General features: G+C 53.7%; 16 protein-coding genes. 14 read left to right on the top strand and 2 right to left on the bottom strand.

Annotation, left to right across the window (positions count from 1 at the left end):
* Positions 1-51 precede the first annotated feature (51 nt).
* The 9 genes from AC6CHM_RS13535 to AC6CHM_RS13495 all read left to right on the top strand — a co-directional run bounded on the left by AC6CHM_RS13535 (position 52) and on the right by AC6CHM_RS13495 (position 9,534).
* Positions 52-654: a GNAT family N-acetyltransferase gene (locus AC6CHM_RS13535; protein WP_115054308.1), complete on the top strand. Its 603-nt coding sequence runs from the start codon at positions 52-54 to the stop codon at positions 652-654.
* Between the two features lie 168 nt (positions 655-822).
* Positions 823-1,857: a GTPase ObgE gene (gene obgE / locus AC6CHM_RS13530; protein WP_115054307.1), complete on the top strand. Its 1,035-nt coding sequence runs from the start codon at positions 823-825 to the stop codon at positions 1,855-1,857.
* 8 nt (positions 1,858-1,865) lie between these two features.
* Positions 1,866-3,062, top strand: coding sequence for a glutamate 5-kinase (gene proB / locus AC6CHM_RS13525; RefSeq protein WP_307281033.1), 1,197 nt, complete (start codon positions 1,866-1,868; stop codon positions 3,060-3,062).
* 3 nt (positions 3,063-3,065) lie between these two features.
* Complete coding sequence (locus tag AC6CHM_RS13520; RefSeq protein WP_115054306.1) at positions 3,066-4,361, top strand: glutamate-5-semialdehyde dehydrogenase; 1,296 nt, start codon at positions 3,066-3,068, stop codon at positions 4,359-4,361.
* A gap of 47 nt (positions 4,362-4,408) precedes the next feature.
* A complete protein-coding gene (locus AC6CHM_RS13515; RefSeq protein ID WP_115054766.1) occupies positions 4,409-5,005 on the top strand; it encodes a nicotinate-nucleotide adenylyltransferase in 597 nt (198 codons plus the stop codon).
* A 154-nt stretch (positions 5,006-5,159) separates the two neighbouring features.
* Entirely contained in the window at positions 5,160-5,543 is a 384-nt protein-coding gene (rsfS, locus tag AC6CHM_RS13510; RefSeq protein WP_115054305.1) for a ribosome silencing factor, read from the top strand.
* 77 nt (positions 5,544-5,620) lie between these two features.
* Entirely contained in the window at positions 5,621-6,103 is a 483-nt protein-coding gene (gene rlmH / locus AC6CHM_RS13505) for a 23S rRNA (pseudouridine(1915)-N(3))-methyltransferase RlmH (RefSeq protein ID WP_498173500.1), read from the top strand.
* A gap of 195 nt (positions 6,104-6,298) precedes the next feature.
* On the top strand, positions 6,299-7,588 hold the full coding sequence (gene macA, locus AC6CHM_RS13500; protein WP_307281025.1) for a macrolide transporter subunit MacA: 1,290 nt from the start codon (positions 6,299-6,301) through the stop codon (positions 7,586-7,588).
* A gap of 2 nt (positions 7,589-7,590) precedes the next feature.
* The gene (locus AC6CHM_RS13495; protein WP_115054302.1) at positions 7,591-9,534 is read left to right on the top strand and encodes a MacB family efflux pump subunit; all 1,944 of its coding nucleotides are present in this window, start codon (positions 7,591-7,593) and stop codon (positions 9,532-9,534) included.
* Position 9,535: 1 nt separating this feature from the next.
* Here AC6CHM_RS13495 and AC6CHM_RS13490 read toward each other — a convergent pair whose 3' ends face one another.
* The gene (locus tag AC6CHM_RS13490; protein WP_115054301.1) at positions 9,536-10,417 is read right to left on the bottom strand and encodes a LysR substrate-binding domain-containing protein; all 882 of its coding nucleotides are present in this window, start codon (positions 10,415-10,417) and stop codon (positions 9,536-9,538) included.
* A gap of 127 nt (positions 10,418-10,544) precedes the next feature.
* On the opposite strand from AC6CHM_RS13490, the gene AC6CHM_RS13485 reads away from it, so the two are divergent.
* The gene (locus AC6CHM_RS13485) at positions 10,545-12,041 is read left to right on the top strand and encodes a CoA-acylating methylmalonate-semialdehyde dehydrogenase (RefSeq protein WP_115054765.1); all 1,497 of its coding nucleotides are present in this window, start codon (positions 10,545-10,547) and stop codon (positions 12,039-12,041) included.
* A 52-nt stretch (positions 12,042-12,093) separates the two neighbouring features.
* Here the strand turns inward: AC6CHM_RS13485 and AC6CHM_RS13480 are convergent, their stop codons facing one another.
* Entirely contained in the window at positions 12,094-12,747 is a 654-nt protein-coding gene (locus AC6CHM_RS13480; protein ID WP_307281017.1) for a GntR family transcriptional regulator, read from the bottom strand.
* A gap of 81 nt (positions 12,748-12,828) precedes the next feature.
* Here AC6CHM_RS13480 and AC6CHM_RS13475 point away from each other — a divergent pair, with 81 nt between their 5' ends.
* The 4 genes from AC6CHM_RS13475 (at position 12,829) to AC6CHM_RS13460 (ending at position 17,181) form a co-directional block, all read left to right on the top strand.
* Positions 12,829-13,722, top strand: coding sequence for a dihydrodipicolinate synthase family protein (locus AC6CHM_RS13475; protein ID WP_498173498.1), 894 nt, complete (start codon positions 12,829-12,831; stop codon positions 13,720-13,722).
* 22 nt (positions 13,723-13,744) lie between these two features.
* Positions 13,745-14,998, top strand: coding sequence for an NAD(P)/FAD-dependent oxidoreductase (locus AC6CHM_RS13470; protein ID WP_498173676.1), 1,254 nt, complete (start codon positions 13,745-13,747; stop codon positions 14,996-14,998).
* Positions 14,999-15,003: 5 nt separating this feature from the next.
* Positions 15,004-16,005 (top strand): 4-hydroxyproline epimerase, encoded by a 1,002-nt coding sequence (locus tag AC6CHM_RS13465; protein WP_115054297.1) that lies wholly within the window; start codon positions 15,004-15,006, stop codon positions 16,003-16,005.
* A gap of 267 nt (positions 16,006-16,272) precedes the next feature.
* Positions 16,273-17,181, top strand: coding sequence for a branched-chain amino acid ABC transporter permease (locus tag AC6CHM_RS13460; RefSeq protein ID WP_115054296.1), 909 nt, complete (start codon positions 16,273-16,275; stop codon positions 17,179-17,181).
* Positions 17,182-17,185: the final 4 nt, after the last annotated feature.

Genomic DNA, 17,185 nt, shown 5'->3' with positions numbered 1-17,185 from the left:
AGGGAGATGGGGCACTACCCGTCTCCCTTTTCGTATCTGGAGGAATGAAAAATGGTTGCTGATATACTTGAAGAAGAAGATGAACGGCTGGATCTGATAGACTGTCCGGTTCTCGTTACGGACCGCCTTATCTTGCGGGCGCCTCATATTGAGGACGTGGACGCAATTGCCAATCTTGCCGATAATCTGCGCGTGGCAGAAATGCTGTCACGCATGCCGCACCCCTACACGAAAGCCCATGCGGTTGATTTCGTGCGCCGCGCCAATGCGGGCGAGATTGGCAAATGCGTCTATGCCATTACCCTTGCTCAAAATGGAACCTTCGTTGGTTGTTGCGGAATCAATTATCGACGTGGCGCCGGCAAGGATGAACTGGAAATAGGCTACTGGCTTGGTGAGCCGCATTGGGGCAAGGGGTATGCGACCGAAGCTGCTCATGCGCTGGTGGATCTGGTGTTCCGCGCAACGCAGGTCGAAAAGCTTTACGCTTCGTGCCGTGTGTCGAACATTGCATCGCGCCGGGTGCTCTATAAGAGCGGATTCCAGTATACGAATACGGGTATGATGGATTCCATCAATGCGGGCAATGTTCCAGTGGAGCGCTATATGCTCGACAGACGTACCTGGATTGGTCTTCGGAGTTGGACTTCCTAACGCCCTGGATGAAGTAAGATGGTGCTGGAGGTATTTTCGACCTCCAGCGCTGACAATAAAAACTCAACGCGCTGGTTCCCGAATGCTCAAACTGACGGGAACTGGCCAGTTTTATTCTCGCTGGAATTGCTGTATTGCCTGCAAGCGACACAAAAGGACTGAATTTCCATGAAGTTTCTCGATCAGGCGAAAGTCTATATCCGCTCCGGCGACGGTGGTGCCGGTTCGGTATCTTTTCGCCGTGAAAAATTCCTGGAATTTGGTGGCCCTGATGGCGGGGATGGCGGTCGCGGTGGCGATGTATGGGCCGAAGCCGTCGATGGCTTGAATACATTGATCGACTATCGCTATCAGCAGCATTTCAAGGCCAAGACAGGCATGCACGGCATGGGCCGGGACATGACCGGCGGCAAGGGCGCGGATGTCGTTTTGAAAGTGCCGGTCGGCACGCAAATTTTCGAAAATGATAATGAAACGCTGATCGTCGATTTCACGGTGGTGGGGCAGCGCTATCGTCTGGCCAAGGGCGGTAATGGCGGCTTTGGCAATGCGCATTTCAAAACCTCGACCAATCAGGCTCCACGACGTGCCAATCCCGGTCTAGAGGGTGAGGAGCGTAATCTTTGGCTTCGTCTGAAATTGATTGCGGATGCCGGACTTCTTGGAAAGCCCAATGCCGGTAAGTCGACATTTCTTGCCAGTGTCACGGCTGCCAAGCCCAAGATCGCTGACTATCCATTTACGACGCTTCATCCCAATTTGGGGGTCGCGCGTGTTGACGCTCGCGAGTTTGTTATTGCCGATATTCCCGGTTTGATCGAAGGCGCTCATGAAGGCGTAGGGATCGGCGACAGGTTCCTTGGTCACGTGGAGAGGACACGTGTCCTTTTGCACCTGGTCTCAGCTCAGGAAGAAAATGTTGCCGAGGCCTACAAGACTGTGCGCAATGAATTGAAAGCCTATGGCGGAGGACTGGCGGAAAAGCTGGAAATTGTTGCCTTGAGCCAAATCGATACATTGGACGCCGCAGCACGCAAAAAGAAGATTGCCGCGCTGAAGAAAGCATCCGGTGTTGAGCCGATGCTCTTGTCTTCAGTCAGCCGCGAGGGCGTCGAGCAAGTCTTGCGGGCATTGTCAGCGATTATTCTTGAATCGCGAAAATCAGAAGCGCCTGTAGAGGTCGATAACCGCTACAAATATTGAGTATCGCAATGTCTGTGAAATCCACACAACACCGCAGTGATAATGAGCATGGCGCAGCGGGCGCTTCGCCAACGCTGCGGAACTATCGGCGTATTGTTGTGAAAATCGGTTCGGCATTGCTTGTCGACCGGACCAGCGGATTGAAGAGGCAGTGGCTGGAAAGCCTGGGCGCGGATGTTGCCGCGCTTGCCGCTTCAGGCGTGGAAGTGATGATCGTCTCATCGGGTGCCATCGCTCTTGGGCGGAATGTGCTGGGTTTGCCAAAAGGCGCGTTGCGGCTGGAAGAAAGTCAAGCCGCCGCAGCAGCCGGACAGATCGAACTTGCCAAGGCCTATGCCGAGGTCCTGAGTGGTCACAGTTTACGGGCAGGGCAAATCCTTCTTACGCTAGCTGATACGGAAGAGCGGCGCCGCTATCTTAATGCACGTGCGACTCTCAGCACATTGTTACGATTGAAGGCCGTGCCTGTGATCAATGAGAATGACACGGTTGCCACAACGGAAATCCGTTATGGCGACAATGACCGGCTTGCGGCGCGTGTTGCAACGATGATGAGCGCAGATTTGCTGATCCTGCTTTCGGATATTGATGGGCTCTATACGGCTCCGCCGCATCAGAACCCTGACGCGCAATTCATACCAATGGTTGAGGCGATTACGCCCGATATCGAAGCCATGGCGGGAGCCGCAGCTTCTGAATATTCGCGTGGCGGCATGAAAACCAAGCTTGATGCGGGCAAGATTGCAAATGCTGCGGGCACGGCGATGATCATCGCTTCGGGCACGCGGTTGAACCCGCTTGCGGCCATTGACGGTGGCGAACGCTCGACTTTATTCCGGGCAAGCACATCACCGGTAAATGCCTGGAAAACATGGATTTCCGGCAATCTGGAACCATCAGGCCGACTGGTGATCGACGATGGGGCTCTGGTGGCATTGAAATCAGGCAAATCGCTGTTGTCGGCAGGGGTTCGCGAGGTTTACGGACAATTCATGCGCGGTGATACTGTTGCCGTCGTGGGGCCCGATGGCAAAGAGGCGGCACGGGGGCTGATTGCCTATGATGCGGCAGATGCCGTAAAAATTGCTGGCCGCAAGACGAGCGAGATTGCGGAAATATTGGGTTATGATGCCCGCTCAGCGATGATACACCGCGATGATCTGGTGGTGCGCGCAGCAAAACAGCTTGCTGTTGCGAAGGAGTAGAACATGTTGACACGTACAGGTGCAAACACTCCAGAGGCTGAAGCCATAGTTGAATTGATGGCAGAGACAGGCCGCAAGGCACGAGCGGCCGCGCGTCCATTGGCTATAGCATCGCCGGAAGTCAAAACGGCTGCGCTCTTGGCAATGGCGGATTGCATCGAACGCCGCAAAGCGGAAATTCTTCAAGCCAACGAGCAGGATATGACCAATGGCGCAGCTGCGGGAATGACGCCTGCGCTGCTTGACCGGCTCAAGCTTGATGACAAACGGATCAGTGGTATCGCCGACAGTATCCGTGTCATTGCCGACTTGGCTGATCCTGTCGGTCAGGTTATTGCAGAGTGGGACCGCCCGAATGGTTTGCATATTGAGCGTGTCCGTACTCCGCTCGGCGTTATCGGCGTCATCTATGAAAGCAGACCGAATGTTACAGCGGATGCTGGAGCGCTGTGTCTAAAGTCCGGCAATGCCGTAATTTTGCGTGGCGGCTCGGATTCAGTGCATTCCTCACGGGCGATCCATGCGGCCCTTTCAGAGGGGTTGGAGTTGGCGGGTTTGCCGCGCGACGCAATCCAACTCGTATCGACAACCGATCGTAGCGCCGTTGGAGAGATGCTCAAAGGGCTTGATGGCAATCTCGACGTAATCATCCCACGTGGCGGAAAGAGCCTTGTTGCAAGAGTGCAGGCAGAGGCACGTGTTCCGGTTTTTGCGCATCTGGAGGGGCTCTGCCACGTCTATATTGATGGATCGGCCGACCTTAATCTGGCGCGCAAGATTGTTGTGAATGCTAAAATGCGCCGGACAGGCGTTTGCGGATCCGCGGAGACGCTTCTGGTCGACCGGCTTATTGCACCGACTTATCTCACGCCGCTATTGAATGATCTTGTTGAAGCGGGCTGCGAAATTCGCGGAGACGAGCAGGTGACCAAGCTTTACGGCAAAGCGAAAGTTGCGACGGAAGCGGATTGGTCAACTGAATATCTGGATGCGATCATTTCCGTGAAACTGGTCGATGGTATTGAGGGCGCGCTGGATCATATAAATCGCTATTCATCGCATCACACGGAGGCGGTCATCGCCGAAGATGAAAGTGTCGTGGAGCGGTTCTTCAATGAAATCGACTCAGCGATTCTGTTGCACAATGCATCGACGCAATTTGCCGATGGCGGTGAGTTCGGCATGGGTGCAGAAATCGGTATCGCCACCGGCAAGATGCATGCGCGGGGTCCTGTTGGAGTTGAACAACTGACTTCATTCAAATATCTCGTCCGCGGCACGGGTCAGATACGTCCGTGATATTTACACCGGCGAGTATCCCCGGCATTAGCGATGCGCATCTGCGTATGCCATTTGTTGAAAAGGGTATGGCTGTCGGCTTGTTCGGTGGATCGTTCAATCCCCCGCATGCGGGTCACGCGCTTGTCGCAGAAATCGCGATGCGCAGGCTCAAACTCGATCAGCTCTGGTGGATTGTCACGCCGGGAAATCCCCTGAAGGACAAGCGGGAACTAGCGCCGCTCTCCGATCGCCTGGAAAAATGTGAAGCGTTGATTCATGATCCCCGGGTGAAGGTCACGGCATTTGAAGCGGCTCACCACATTCGTTACACGGCGGATACGCTGGCTTTGATAAAACTGCGGAATCCCGGCGTGCATTTCGTATGGATAATGGGTGCGGATAGTCTGGCGGACTTTCATCATTGGCAGCGATGGCAGCAAATTGCCACGACATTTCCGATTGCCGTTATTGATCGCCCCGGATCAACGCTCGCATTTCTGTCGTCGCGCATGGCCAAGACATTTGATTACGCCCGTATCGACGAGGATGATGCGCCCATTCTCGCGCGAGCTCAAGCGCCGGCGTGGACGTTCATTCATGGGCCAAGGTCATTGCTTTCATCCACTGAAATACGCAACGGGAATATGAAAACAGGCGGCTAAAAGAACCTGTTGCGGGTTAGATCAAGATGACGTCTTGAAACTGCCATGCGACTCTGCCTATCTTATACGTGTGCAGTGAGTTTAGTAGCTGCGGCGCGTTGTTCTTAAAGGGAAAGGAATTACACTGAGAACAGCAATTCAAAAGAAGGAAGCTTTGGCTCCTTCAACGGCAGAGATCAGCGGTATCAATACCGTCGCTCGTGCCCTCAAATCAGTGCTTGATAGTCTCGATGACTCCAAGGCTGAACAAATTGTCCCCATCGACCTTCGCGGCAAATCTGTCATCGCTGACCATATGGTCATCGCGTCCGGACGATCGCATCGCCATGTCACGGCGGTTGCGGATCAGCTCCTTCGGACTCTGAAAGAGAACGGATATGGCAATAATGCCAAGGTTGAAGGTCTTACCAGCGGTGATTGGGTGCTGATCGACACGGGCGATATCATCATCCATATTTTCCGCCCCGAAGTGCGGGAGTTCTACAACATCGAAAAGATGTGGCAGGCTCCGGAACTTGACGGTGAAACCGTACACTAGCGCCGAATAGCTCTGGTGTTTTTTTAGCCGGCGAAAGGTCCGGTTGAGCAGTTTTAGGTCTGCCGGACTGGAGTATCATGCGTATCAGTGTGTTTGCCGTGGGCCGCATGAAGTCCGGTCCGGAACGTGAGCTGGCGGACCGCTATCTCGACCGGTTCAAAAAGACAGGCGCTTCATTGGGCCTCGAATTTTCGTCTGTGACGGAAATAGTGGAAAGCCGTGCGCAGCAGGCAGACCTGCGAAAACAGGAAGAGTCTGCTCAGTTATTGAAAGCTCTTGATGCTGGTGGTGTGTTGGTGCTTCTCGACGAACGCGGAAAAACCATGGCGTCTGAGGTATTTGCGTTCAGCATCGCGAAATTTCGCGATGAGGGGAAACGGCAGCTGCTGCTGGCGATTGGCGGGCCGGATGGTCATGATGCTGCGTTGAGGGAGCGTGCGGACCTCGTTCTCGCGCTTGGTGCCATGACTTGGCCGCACCAAATCGTCCGTATTCTTGTCGCCGAACAACTTTATCGGGCCACAACAATACTTTCAGGTCACCCGTATCACCGCGTTTAGACGCGAGATTTCGAGTAAAAACATTACAAATAAGTAATTCAGCCATCATTCATCTGAGCACTTCATAATAGGTGCTCTTGATCATTACAAAAATATAATGATCTCAAAGCTTTTCGAACGAACCACTCCTGTCCATTTCTTGATAGTATCAATCGAGGTGGAGTGCTTCATCTGCGAAGAAGGTGGAATGGGTCGATGACTAAAATTGCCAAGGTGACCGGTCATGAGAAGCCAACGCTGGAAGACTCGAACGTAACGTTTATCCCAGGCGCGGTTCCTCCAGGACGCAAGAAAAAGCGCTCGCGTCTTTGGCTGTGGTTGCCTGTCGCTATCCTTGCAACAGGCGCCGGTTACTATGCATGGACGTCTTACAGTGCTTCCACATCAACAACCGCTGTGATCACCCAACCCGTTGTGAGAGCCGACATCGAGAACGCAGTCACTGCTGTTGGCACGCTGGATTCGATTAAGTCAGTCGATGCTGGTGCGCAGGTTTCTGGTCAGTTGAAAGCTCTGCATGTCGAAATCGGTGACAAGGTAACCCAGAATGAACTGATTGGTGAGATCGATCCGGCAACCATTCAAAACCGGATTGAGATCGATCAGGCGGAGCTTGCCAACCTACAAGCGCAACTCGTGTCAAAAAAGGCTCAGCTTGTGCTGAAACAGGCAAATATCGAACGGCAGCGTAACTTGGTGGCAACCCGCTCAGTCTCGCAATCGACGCTCGATCAGGCTGTTGCCGATCTGGCGACGGCGGAGGCTGATGTGAATGCGCTTGAAGCGCAAATCCGAAAGCAACAGGCGACCCTGGACGGCGATCAGGTCGATCTCGGCTATACGAAGATTTATGCGCCAATGGCTGGAACCATCGCAGCCGTGCCGGTCAAGGAGGGGCAGACGCTGAACGCCAGCCAGACAGCGCCGACTATTGTGACAATCGCCGATCTTTCTACGATGACGGTCAAGGCACAGGTCTCAGAAGCTGATGTCAGCAAACTCAAGCTGGGAATGGACGCGTATTTCACACTGCTCGGGCAACCGGGCAAACGATATACCGGCAAGCTTCGCCAGATACAGCCTACGCCTGACATTGAAAACAACGTCGTGCTTTACTATGCGCTATTCGACGTGCCCAATATTGATGGCGACCTTATGATTTCAATGAGCGCACAGGTCTTCTTCCTGCAATCAGCGGCGAAAGATGTGCTGGTGGTTCCGAGCTCGGCAATTCGCGCGAAAAAAGGTTCCAGCGCGGCTGCGGATGACAAACGCCAGTTCGAGGTCAGCGTCGTTGATGCCTCCGGAAAAACATCCACACGCGATGTTGAAGTTGGCATTCGCAATCGCGTGAATGTGGAGATCAAGAGCGGCCTGAAGGAAGGCGATCTTGTTGTTGTCGGTCAGGCAAGCGATTCCACCAATGCCGCAAACGGTTCCGGCAATCGCTCGCAGCGCGGCCAACGCATGCCACGGATGTTCTAGATATGACAGCGCTCATATCGCTCAAGGATATCAGCAAAACCTACTATAATGGCGACCTTTCAGTCGAGGTTCTGCATGGCATCTCACTCGATATAGAGGCGGGTGAGTTCGTTGCCATTATCGGGCAGTCCGGGTCGGGCAAATCAACGCTGATGAATATTCTGGGCTGTTTGGATCAGCCGACCAGTGGCAGTTATCAGCTGGATGGAGAGAGTGTTTCAGGGTTTGAGCCAGATGAACTGGCCGGATTGCGGCGACGAACCTTTGGCTTCGTTTTCCAAAGCTATAATTTGATTCCCACTGCCAGTGCGCAAGAAAACGTTGAGGTGCCCGCAGTCTATGCCGGTGCTTCGGCACAAGACCGGCACGATAGGGCGGAAGCGCTGCTGAACACACTCAACCTGGGTGATCGGTTGGATCACAGGCCGAACCAACTGTCCGGTGGACAGCAGCAGCGCGTTTCGATTGCACGGGCTTTGATGAATGGCGGGAGGATCATTCTGGCAGATGAGCCAACCGGCGCTTTGGATAGCCAAAGTGGTGAAGAAGTCATGGCGCTGTTGCGAAAAATGAACGAGAGCGGCCACACGATTATTGTTATTACCCATTCGCGAGAAGTGGCCGAGCAGGCGGATCGTTTAATCGAACTGCGTGACGGACACGTCGTCTCTGATCGTACCAAAAAAGGACGCAGCAATCCTGAAGCGGCTTTTGGTTTGAAGCAGAAGGCGGTTGATGGGGTTGCCGCGATCGCAGACGTATCCGAAGCAATCAAGATGGCGGTTCGCGCTTTGCGCGCAAATCTGTTTCGCACAATTCTCACCCTGCTGGGCATTGTGATCGGAGTCGGCTCAGTGGTGGCAATGCTGGCGATTGGCACGGGGGCCCAAAACTCGGTTCTGGACCGCATTTCATCAATGGGTTCAAACCTGCTGGTTGTGCGACCGAACATGGCGAATTTTCGCGGGGGGCAGGGCGGCAGCATTGTAACGCTGGTTCCGGCCGATGCCGATGCAATTCTGGACGTTCCAAATGTGTCATTCGCCGTTCCTGAAATGACCAGTACAGTGACTGTTCGTTATGGGAATGTTGATTATCAGACGTCAGCCAATGGGACAGTTCCGCAATTTACCGATGCCAAATCATGGAAAGTCGGAGCGGGGGAGTTCATCAATCAACAGGATATGACCAATTATGCGCCGGTGGCCGTACTTGGCCAAACGGTCGCCAAGACGCTCTTTCCGGACGGTGAAAGCCCGCTTGGAAAATATGTCCTCGTCAGCAAAATCCCTTTCCAGATCATTGGTGTCATGAGTGAAATGGGAGCAGGGCCGGGCGGAAATGATCAGGATGATACGATTATCGTGCCGCTGACGACGGGTAGCACGCGGCTATTCGGCCAACGGAATGTGCGCTCTATCACTGTGCAGGTTAAAGATGGGTCGCTTATAGATGCCACGCAAACGACTATCCAGCAATTGCTGGATGAGCGGCACAAAAAGCAGGACACGCAAATTACCAATATGGCTTCAATTCGTGAGGCTGTGACAGAGACTTCGAATACGCTGAAATTGTTTCTTGGCGCCGTGGCGGCCATTTCGCTTCTGGTAGGCGGAATTGGCGTGATGAACATCATGCTCGTCAGCGTCAGTGAGCGGACGCGCGAGATTGGGGTGCGTATGGCTACGGGCGCGCGACAGCGCGATATTCTGCTGCAGTTCATCATAGAGGCGCTGGTCGTTTCGGCGGTAGGCGGAGCCATTGGCGTTGTAGCGGGCCTTGGCACAGGAGTTCTGGCAAAGCTGATGGGCGCGCCCATCAGCTTCACCGTTGGGCCAGTTGCGCTGGCCTTTGCCTGTTCGTTTCTCACGGGTCTGGTCTTTGGTTATCTGCCGGCCAGAAACGCCTCCAAGCTACAGCCGGCGGTTGCCTTGAGTTCAGAATAGATCAGGAAAAGCGGCTCGCTTCACTGTGAACCAGATCGGAAATAAAACCTGATACTGCGGTTATGCGGCGAAGCGTACGCACTGACTCGTGATAGGAAAGCCAATAGGAGCGGCGGATTTTTCGTTCTGGCATAATGGCTACCAGTTCCTCATGCTCGCGCGCGATAAAAGTATGAAGAATGCCGATCCCAGCGCCAGCCTTGACCGCTTCGACCTGACCCAAAGCACTCGATATCTCAAAACCAGGGTGCCATTCGCGGGTAATTTCCGGCGCATAATTCAGTGACTGGCTGATCACCAGATCATCGACATAGCCGACCAGTCGGTGCTGGGGTAGTTCTTCGATTGATTGGGGTGCGGGATGGGCGGCTAGATAAGCGCGGCTGGCATAGAGGCACAGACTGTAATCGACGAGTTTTCTTGCGACCAGACGACCCTGGTCGGGACGGTCCACGGTAATTGCAATATCGGCTTCCCGCCGTGACAGTGAGAAAGAACGTGGAACCGGAACAAGCTGAATCTTGAGATCCGGATAATTCGCCGTTAGCCGGGCAAGCCGCGGTGCCAGGAAAGTTACGCCAAATCCGTCCGGCGCGCCGATGCGAACTGAACCGGATATGGCCACGTCAGCATCACCGAGGGAAGAGCGCGCAGCCAGCATTTCCGCTTCCATACGCTCGCCTGAAAGAAGAAACTCTTCTCCCGCGCGCGTCAGTTCGCAACCATTTGTGCGTCTGGTCAGCAGCTTGGTGTTGAGCGCTGTCTCCAGAGCCGTTAGTCGCCTTGCTACCGTCGCGTGGTTGACGCCCAGCCTTTTCGCCGCGCCGAGTATCTGGCCTGAACGTGCTACGCTCAGGAAAATGCGGACATCATCCCAGTTCATCAACCACCTCCTAATGTATCTTACATTGTTTTTTGCACAACGGATGCGCTTTTGCACGTCTTGCATTTAACATTTTGAAGCGCCTATGATGCCGCATACGAAGATCATCAAAGGGAGGTTGCTCGCAATGCGCGAAGTTGGACATTTTATCGGTGGCAAGCATGTCGCTGGCACAAGCGGTCGCACGACCGAAATTTTTCAGCCCATGGATGGTACAATTCAGGGAACGGTTGCACTGGCCACTCCGGCCGAAGTACGCGCAGCCGTGGAAAACGCCAAAGCAGCTCAGCCTGCATGGGCAGCAACCAATCCGCAGCGCCGCGTTCGTGTCATGCGCAAGTTTCTTGAACTTGTTGAAGCGGAATACGACTCATTGGCTGAACTCCTTGCCCGCGAACATGGCAAGACCATCCCTGATGCCAAAGGCGATATCCAGCGCGGTCTGGAAGTTGTTGAAGTTTGCCTGGGTGCGGCTCACATGCTCAAGGGCGAATTTTCCGACAGTGCAGGCACTGGCATTGATGTATATTCGATGCGTCAACCGCTTGGCGTCGTTGCAGGCATAACACCCTTCAACTTCCCGGCGATGATCCCGCTGTGGAAAGCTGGCCCCGCCATTGTCTCGGGTAACGCATTCGTCCTGAAGCCTTCAGAGCGTGATCCCGGCGTGCCGATGCGCCTTGCCGAACTCTTTATCGAAGCTGGATTGCCCGCAGGCATTTTCAACGTTGTCAATGGCGACAAGGAAGCCGTGGACACGCTGCTCGACGACCCGGACATCAAAGCAGTTGGCTTTGTCGGATCCACGCCGATTGCTCAATATATTTACAGCCGTGCCACGGCAAATGGTAAGCGTGCACAGTGCTTCGGCGGCGCCAAGAACCATATGATCATCATGCCCGATGCTGATATGGATCAGACAGTGGATGCGCTGATCGGTGCAGGTTATGGCTCGGCTGGCGAGCGCTGCATGGCGATTTCGGTTGCGGTTCCAGTGGGCAAGGAAACAGCAGACCGTCTCGTTGCAAAGCTTATTCCACGCGTTGAGGCTCTGAAGGTCGGGCCGTCTACTGACCTGACGGCAGATTACGGTCCAGTTGTAACGAAACAGGCGCTTGAGCGTATCCAGGGCTATGTTGATCTTGGCGTGAAAGAAGGCGCGAACCTCGTCGTTGATGGGCGCGGCTTCAAGATGCAGGGTTATGAAAATGGCTACTATATGGGTGGCTGCCTCTTCGACAATGTGACGCCTGACATGCGCATCTACAAGGAGGAAATCTTTGGGCCGGTGCTCGGTATTGTCCGCGCCGACACTTATGAAGATGCACTTCGTCTGCCTAACGAGCATGAATATGGCAATGGCGTCGCTATCTTCACCCGCGATGGCGATGCGGCGCGTGATTTTGCATCACGTGTGCAAGTCGGCATGGTCGGTATTAATGTGCCGATCCCGGTTCCAATCGCCTATTATACATTCGGTGGCTGGAAAGGTTCAGGCTTTGGTGATTTGAACCAGCATGGTCCGGACGCATTCCGGTTCTATACCAAGACAAAGACGGTCACATCTCGTTGGCCTTCGGGCGTCAAGGATGGTGCGGAATTTGTTATTCCAACAATGAATTAAGCTGTTCTGCTGGAATAGTATCAAGCCGCCTGCAATTTTGCCGGCGGCTTTTTTATGGTGCAAGTACCCTGAGATGTTCGATCAGCTTGCTTGCCGCATCTTCGGCACGTTCCGGATTGCGGTTGATGATCGCTTCAATCAGCGCTTTATGCGCTGCGACTGACTGTTGCAGTCCGCCGGGTCGTTGCAGGCGAAACCAGAAACGCCGGCTATGGGTTTGCAAGGGCGAGGCAAGGCGGGCTGCAAATGGATTTCCAGCGGCCTGACCCAATACAGTGTCGAACGTCTTATCGGCTGTCAAAAACCCGGCAACATCCTCCGAACTCACCGCTTTGCTCATCGCATCGGAGGCTTCTCTTAACCTGCGGTGATGCAACTGCGCACCAAATTGCGCTGCACCGCGTGCCAACACGCGTTCTATCCCTTCACGGGCATCGAGAACTTTGGAAAAATCCTGCGGATTCAGTTCGGCAATCGCTATCCCTGAGCGGGGTCTGATTTCCATCAACCCTTCCCATGCAAGCTTCTGCACCGCTTCCCGAACAGGTGTGCGCCCCATTCCCGTTATATCGGTTAGCGCACGTTCATTGACGATAGCGCCGGGCTCAAGGCTGAGCGTGACGATCATTTCTTCAATCTGCCGGTACGCCAGTTCTGCGAGGCTTTCACCTGATTGGACGGGTGTATGTGCAGTGGTTTGAAACATGTTCAAGGATCTTTCAATGAAACGATTGACAGTAATGCATCCTACAGATATATTTCTGATATATCAACAAGGAGTATGATCATGTGGTCAGGTGTTCTTCCCGCAGTTACCAGCAAATTCACCGATGATGATAGGCTTGATCACGGCGAAATGGAACGTTGCTTCTCCCTGTTGATGGAGGCTGGCTGCGATGGTCTGATTGTTGCCGGTTCGCTTGGCGAAGGCCCTATGCTTAGCCATGATGAAAAACTTGAAGTTCTGAAAATAGCGCAAGGTGTAGCCAAGGGTAAGCCGGTTCTGCTCACAATCAATGAGGCCGCGACCCGCGACGGTGCAGCTCTTGCAAAACGCGCTGCCAAGGCAGGTGCAGACGGGCTGATGCTTGTTCCAAGCCCCATCTATCATACCGACCCGGAAGAGACGGTCACCACATTGAAAGCCGTTGCGGCTGCGGGCGATCTTCCAGTGATGATTTATTCAAATCGTATCGCCTACCGCGTCGACGTTACCAGCGCGATCTTGTCCGAGCTTGCTTCGGATGATCATTTTGTTGCGATCAAAGAGTCATCAGATGACATTCGCCGCACGACGGACATTATCAATGAGTTCGGCACGCGTTTCGATCTGTTCACGGGTGTGGATAATCTTGCTTTTGAGGCATTGACTGCCGGTGCTGTTGGCTGGGTTGCAGGTCTCGTAACAGCTTTCCCGAAAGAAACAGTAGCCATCTACAAGCTTGTGCTCGCGGGGCGTTACGCTGAGGCGCTGGAAATCTACCGTTGGTTCCGCCCGCTTCTGGATCTCGATGTTTCAACCTATCTTGTGCAGAATATCAAGCTGGCAGAAGTGCTGGAGATCGGAACGAATGATCGTGTACGTTTGCCGCGTCAACCTCTGCGCGGAGACCGCCGAGCATCCGTTGAAAAGACAGTGAGAGATGCAATAGCTTCACGTCCAGCGTTGCCGTCGCTTTGAGTTTCGTGTCACTTTATTGATCATGCCAAGAGACAATATCGATATTCTGATTATCGGCGCCGGTATTGTCGGTGTAGCGACAGCAGCTATTCTTGCAGAGAGTGGCCGCAAAGTACTCGTCGTCGACCGTCAGGGTATCTGCGAAGGAACAAGCTCCGGCAATGCCGGAGCTTTGGCTTTTTCGGATATATTGCCGATGGCCTCGAAGGGCGTGCTTGCAAAAGTCCCTGGCTGGCTTATGGACCCGCTTGGTCCATTTACTATCCGCCCGTCATACCTCCCAAAACTTTTGCCCTGGTTGTATCGATTCTGGCGGGCCAGCAGCGCCGACATGCTTGAGCATACAGTACGGGCGCAAGGGGCGATGATGCGTCTCGCTGAGCCTGAAATGCTCGGGCTGATGCAGCGCGCCGGTCTCGGCCGGATGGTCCGTGAAGATGGTTCATTGGAGCTTTACGAGAGTGAAGATGAACTGAATGCGTCGTTATCCGGATGGAATGCGAGACGCGCTGCCGGGATTGCCTTTGAGCATTTGCGGGGCAGTCAGTTGCGAGAGTGTCAGCCGGGCCTTTCCCCCCGGTTCATCGCCGGAACGTTTGTGCCTGGGTGGAAGACCGTCAGCGACCCAAAACATGTCGGTGAAGGTTTGTGGAATTATGCGCAGCGGAATGGTGCGATTTTTTACCAAGGGGAAGTTGCCTCAATAAGTGCAGGAGAGCAGGGCGCAATTGCGCATTTTGCCGATGGGCGCACAATCAATGCTGCCAAGATCGTGGTTGCTGCAGGAGCCTGGTCACATCATCTGGCCCAAAATCTTGGTGATCGGATTCCGCTGGAAACGGAGCGTGGGTACAATACGACGCTGCCCGTTGGCGCCTTCGATCTGAAACGGCAATTGATCTTTTCCGGGCATGGGTTTGTGGTTACTCCGCTGGAAACAGGTGTGCGTGTTGGCGGTGCTGTGGAGCTGGGCGGCTTGAAATTGCCACCCAATTACAAGCGCGCTGAAATCATGTTGAGTAAAGCTGAGCAATTCATGCCGGGATTGCAATCAAAGGGTGGGCGTCAATGGATGGGATACCGGCCTTCGACGCCAGATTCACTTCCTGTTATAGGTACTTCCCGATTGACGGATGATGTTCTCTACGCTTTTGGGCATGGCCATCTCGGACTTACCCAATCTGGGGTAACAGCCCGGCTGATCAGCGATCTGATTGGTGGTCATGCTTCCTCTATATCGATTGACCCTTACAGTCCCAAACGCTTCAGGAGTTAGCTCAGATGGCACGTCATTCATTCTTCTGTATAGATGGCCATACTTGCGGAAATCCAGTTCGGCTGGTGGCTGGCGGTGGCCCAAACCTGACGGGCGCATCCATGATGGAAAAGCGCGCGCATTTTCTCAGCGAATTTGACTGGATCAGAACCGGTTTGATGTTTGAGCCTCGCGGACACGACATGATGTCGGGCTCGATACTCTATCCTCCAACACGGGATGATTGCGATATCGCTATACTGTTTATCGAAACATCCGGATGCCTTCCCATGTGCGGTCACGGAACGATCGGGACCGTGACCATGGCGATCGAGCATGGACTGGTTACTCCAAAAGTGCCGGGTATTTTGCGGCTGGACACGCCAGCCGGGCTTGTCGTCGCCGAATATACACAAGAGGGGCAATATGTAACGAGCGTGCGAATCACCAACGTACCTGCCTTCCTTTATGAGGAGGGTTTGGAAGTCGAGTGTCCGGATCTGGGGACGCTCCTTGTCGATGTGGCTTATGGAGGAAACTTTTACGCCATCGTAGAACCTCAGGCCAATTATAGGGATATGGCTGATTACAGGGCGCTGGATCTGATCGGGTGGAGTCCTGTGTTGCGGGAGCGCTTGAATGAGCGTTACACATTCGTTCATCCGCAGAATCCCGGGATCAATACACTCAGCCACATCCTGTGGACCGGAGCCCCGATTCATCCGGAGGCTCATGCGCGGAATGCTGTTTTTTACGGCGACAAAGCGATTGATCGCTCACCCTGCGGCACGGGCACATCAGCGCGCATGGCGCAGCTTGCGGCCAAGGGAAAACTCAAGCCGGGCGATGATTTTGTGCACGAATCTATCATAGGCTCATTGTTTCATGGGCGGGTTGAAGAGGCGGTGACAGTGGGAGAAAAGCCAGCGATTGTTCCATCCGTGGCGGGATGGGCGCGCATGACCGGCTACAATACAATTTTTATAGATGACCGGGACCCGTTTGCCCACGGTTTTGTGGTGAAGTAACGCTTTTCGCTGCATTGCAAAATTATCGCTCATGTGGTGATTTCTGCTAAAATGGACGAATACGCTGTAAAAAACGCCAAGGATTGGGACAAATTTGGTGCAAAATTCTGGAGAATCTGTGCCAGCAAATATAAAGTGTGTGGCGGGTCGCAAAAAAGCATTTGCTTTCTGTATTGCACGCGCTAGGTGTAATAATGTTGGGGCAACAGTAACCGGATAAAAAAACCGGACAAGAAACTTCCCAATAAAACGAGGGGTATCGTTGCAATGGAGTATTTCATCCAGCAATCGATCAATGGGTTGACGCTTGGTTCAATTTACGGCCTGATCGCCATTGGTTACACGATGGTCTATGGGATCATCGGTATGATTAATTTCGCCCATGGCGATGTATTCATGCTTGGCGCCTTTATGGCGATGATTGTTTTTCTTGCATTAACAACATTTATCGGTGGCGTTCCGGTTGTGCTGGCGCTGTTATTGATGATGCTTGTCGCCATGCTGTTGACCGGCCTTTGGAGCTGGACAATCGAGCGATTAGCTTATCGGCCCTTGCGCGGTTCCTTCCGGCTGGCACCATTGATCACCGCTATCGGCATGTCGATTGCGCTGTCCAATTTTGTGCAGGTTACACAGGGCCCTCGCAACAAGCCAATTCCACCGCTGGTCAATGGCGGCATTATAATTCCTGGTACCGATATCAGCATTGCTTACAAGCAGATGGTGATCATCATTGTTACCGCAATCCTTTTGGTTGCCTTCTGGTACCTCGTTAACAAGACGACGCTAGGCAGAGCCCAGCGCTCCTGTGAGCAGGACCGCAAGATGGCCGCCTTGCTTGGCATTGACGTTGATAAAACAATTTCCATGACATTCGTGATGGGCGCGATGCTCGCAGCTGTCGCTGGTACGCTATACCTGATGTTCTATGGCGTTATTTCCTTCACGGATGGCTTTACGCCCGGTGTAAAGGCTTTTACGGCGGCTGTTCTTGGCGGTATCGGCTCTTTGCCGGGCGCGGTGATCGGCGGACTGCTGATTGGCCTGATTGAAGCTCTCTGGTCGGCCTATTTTTCTATCGACTACAAGGATGTTGCGGCATTCTCGATCCTGGCGATCGTTCTGATCTTCCTGCCGTCGGGTATTCTCGGCCGGCCCGAAGTCGAAAAGGTTTAAGCAT

The organism is Phyllobacterium sp. GQ127, assembly GCF_059758635.1.
This window is presented reverse-complemented; position numbering and strand designations above follow the sequence as displayed.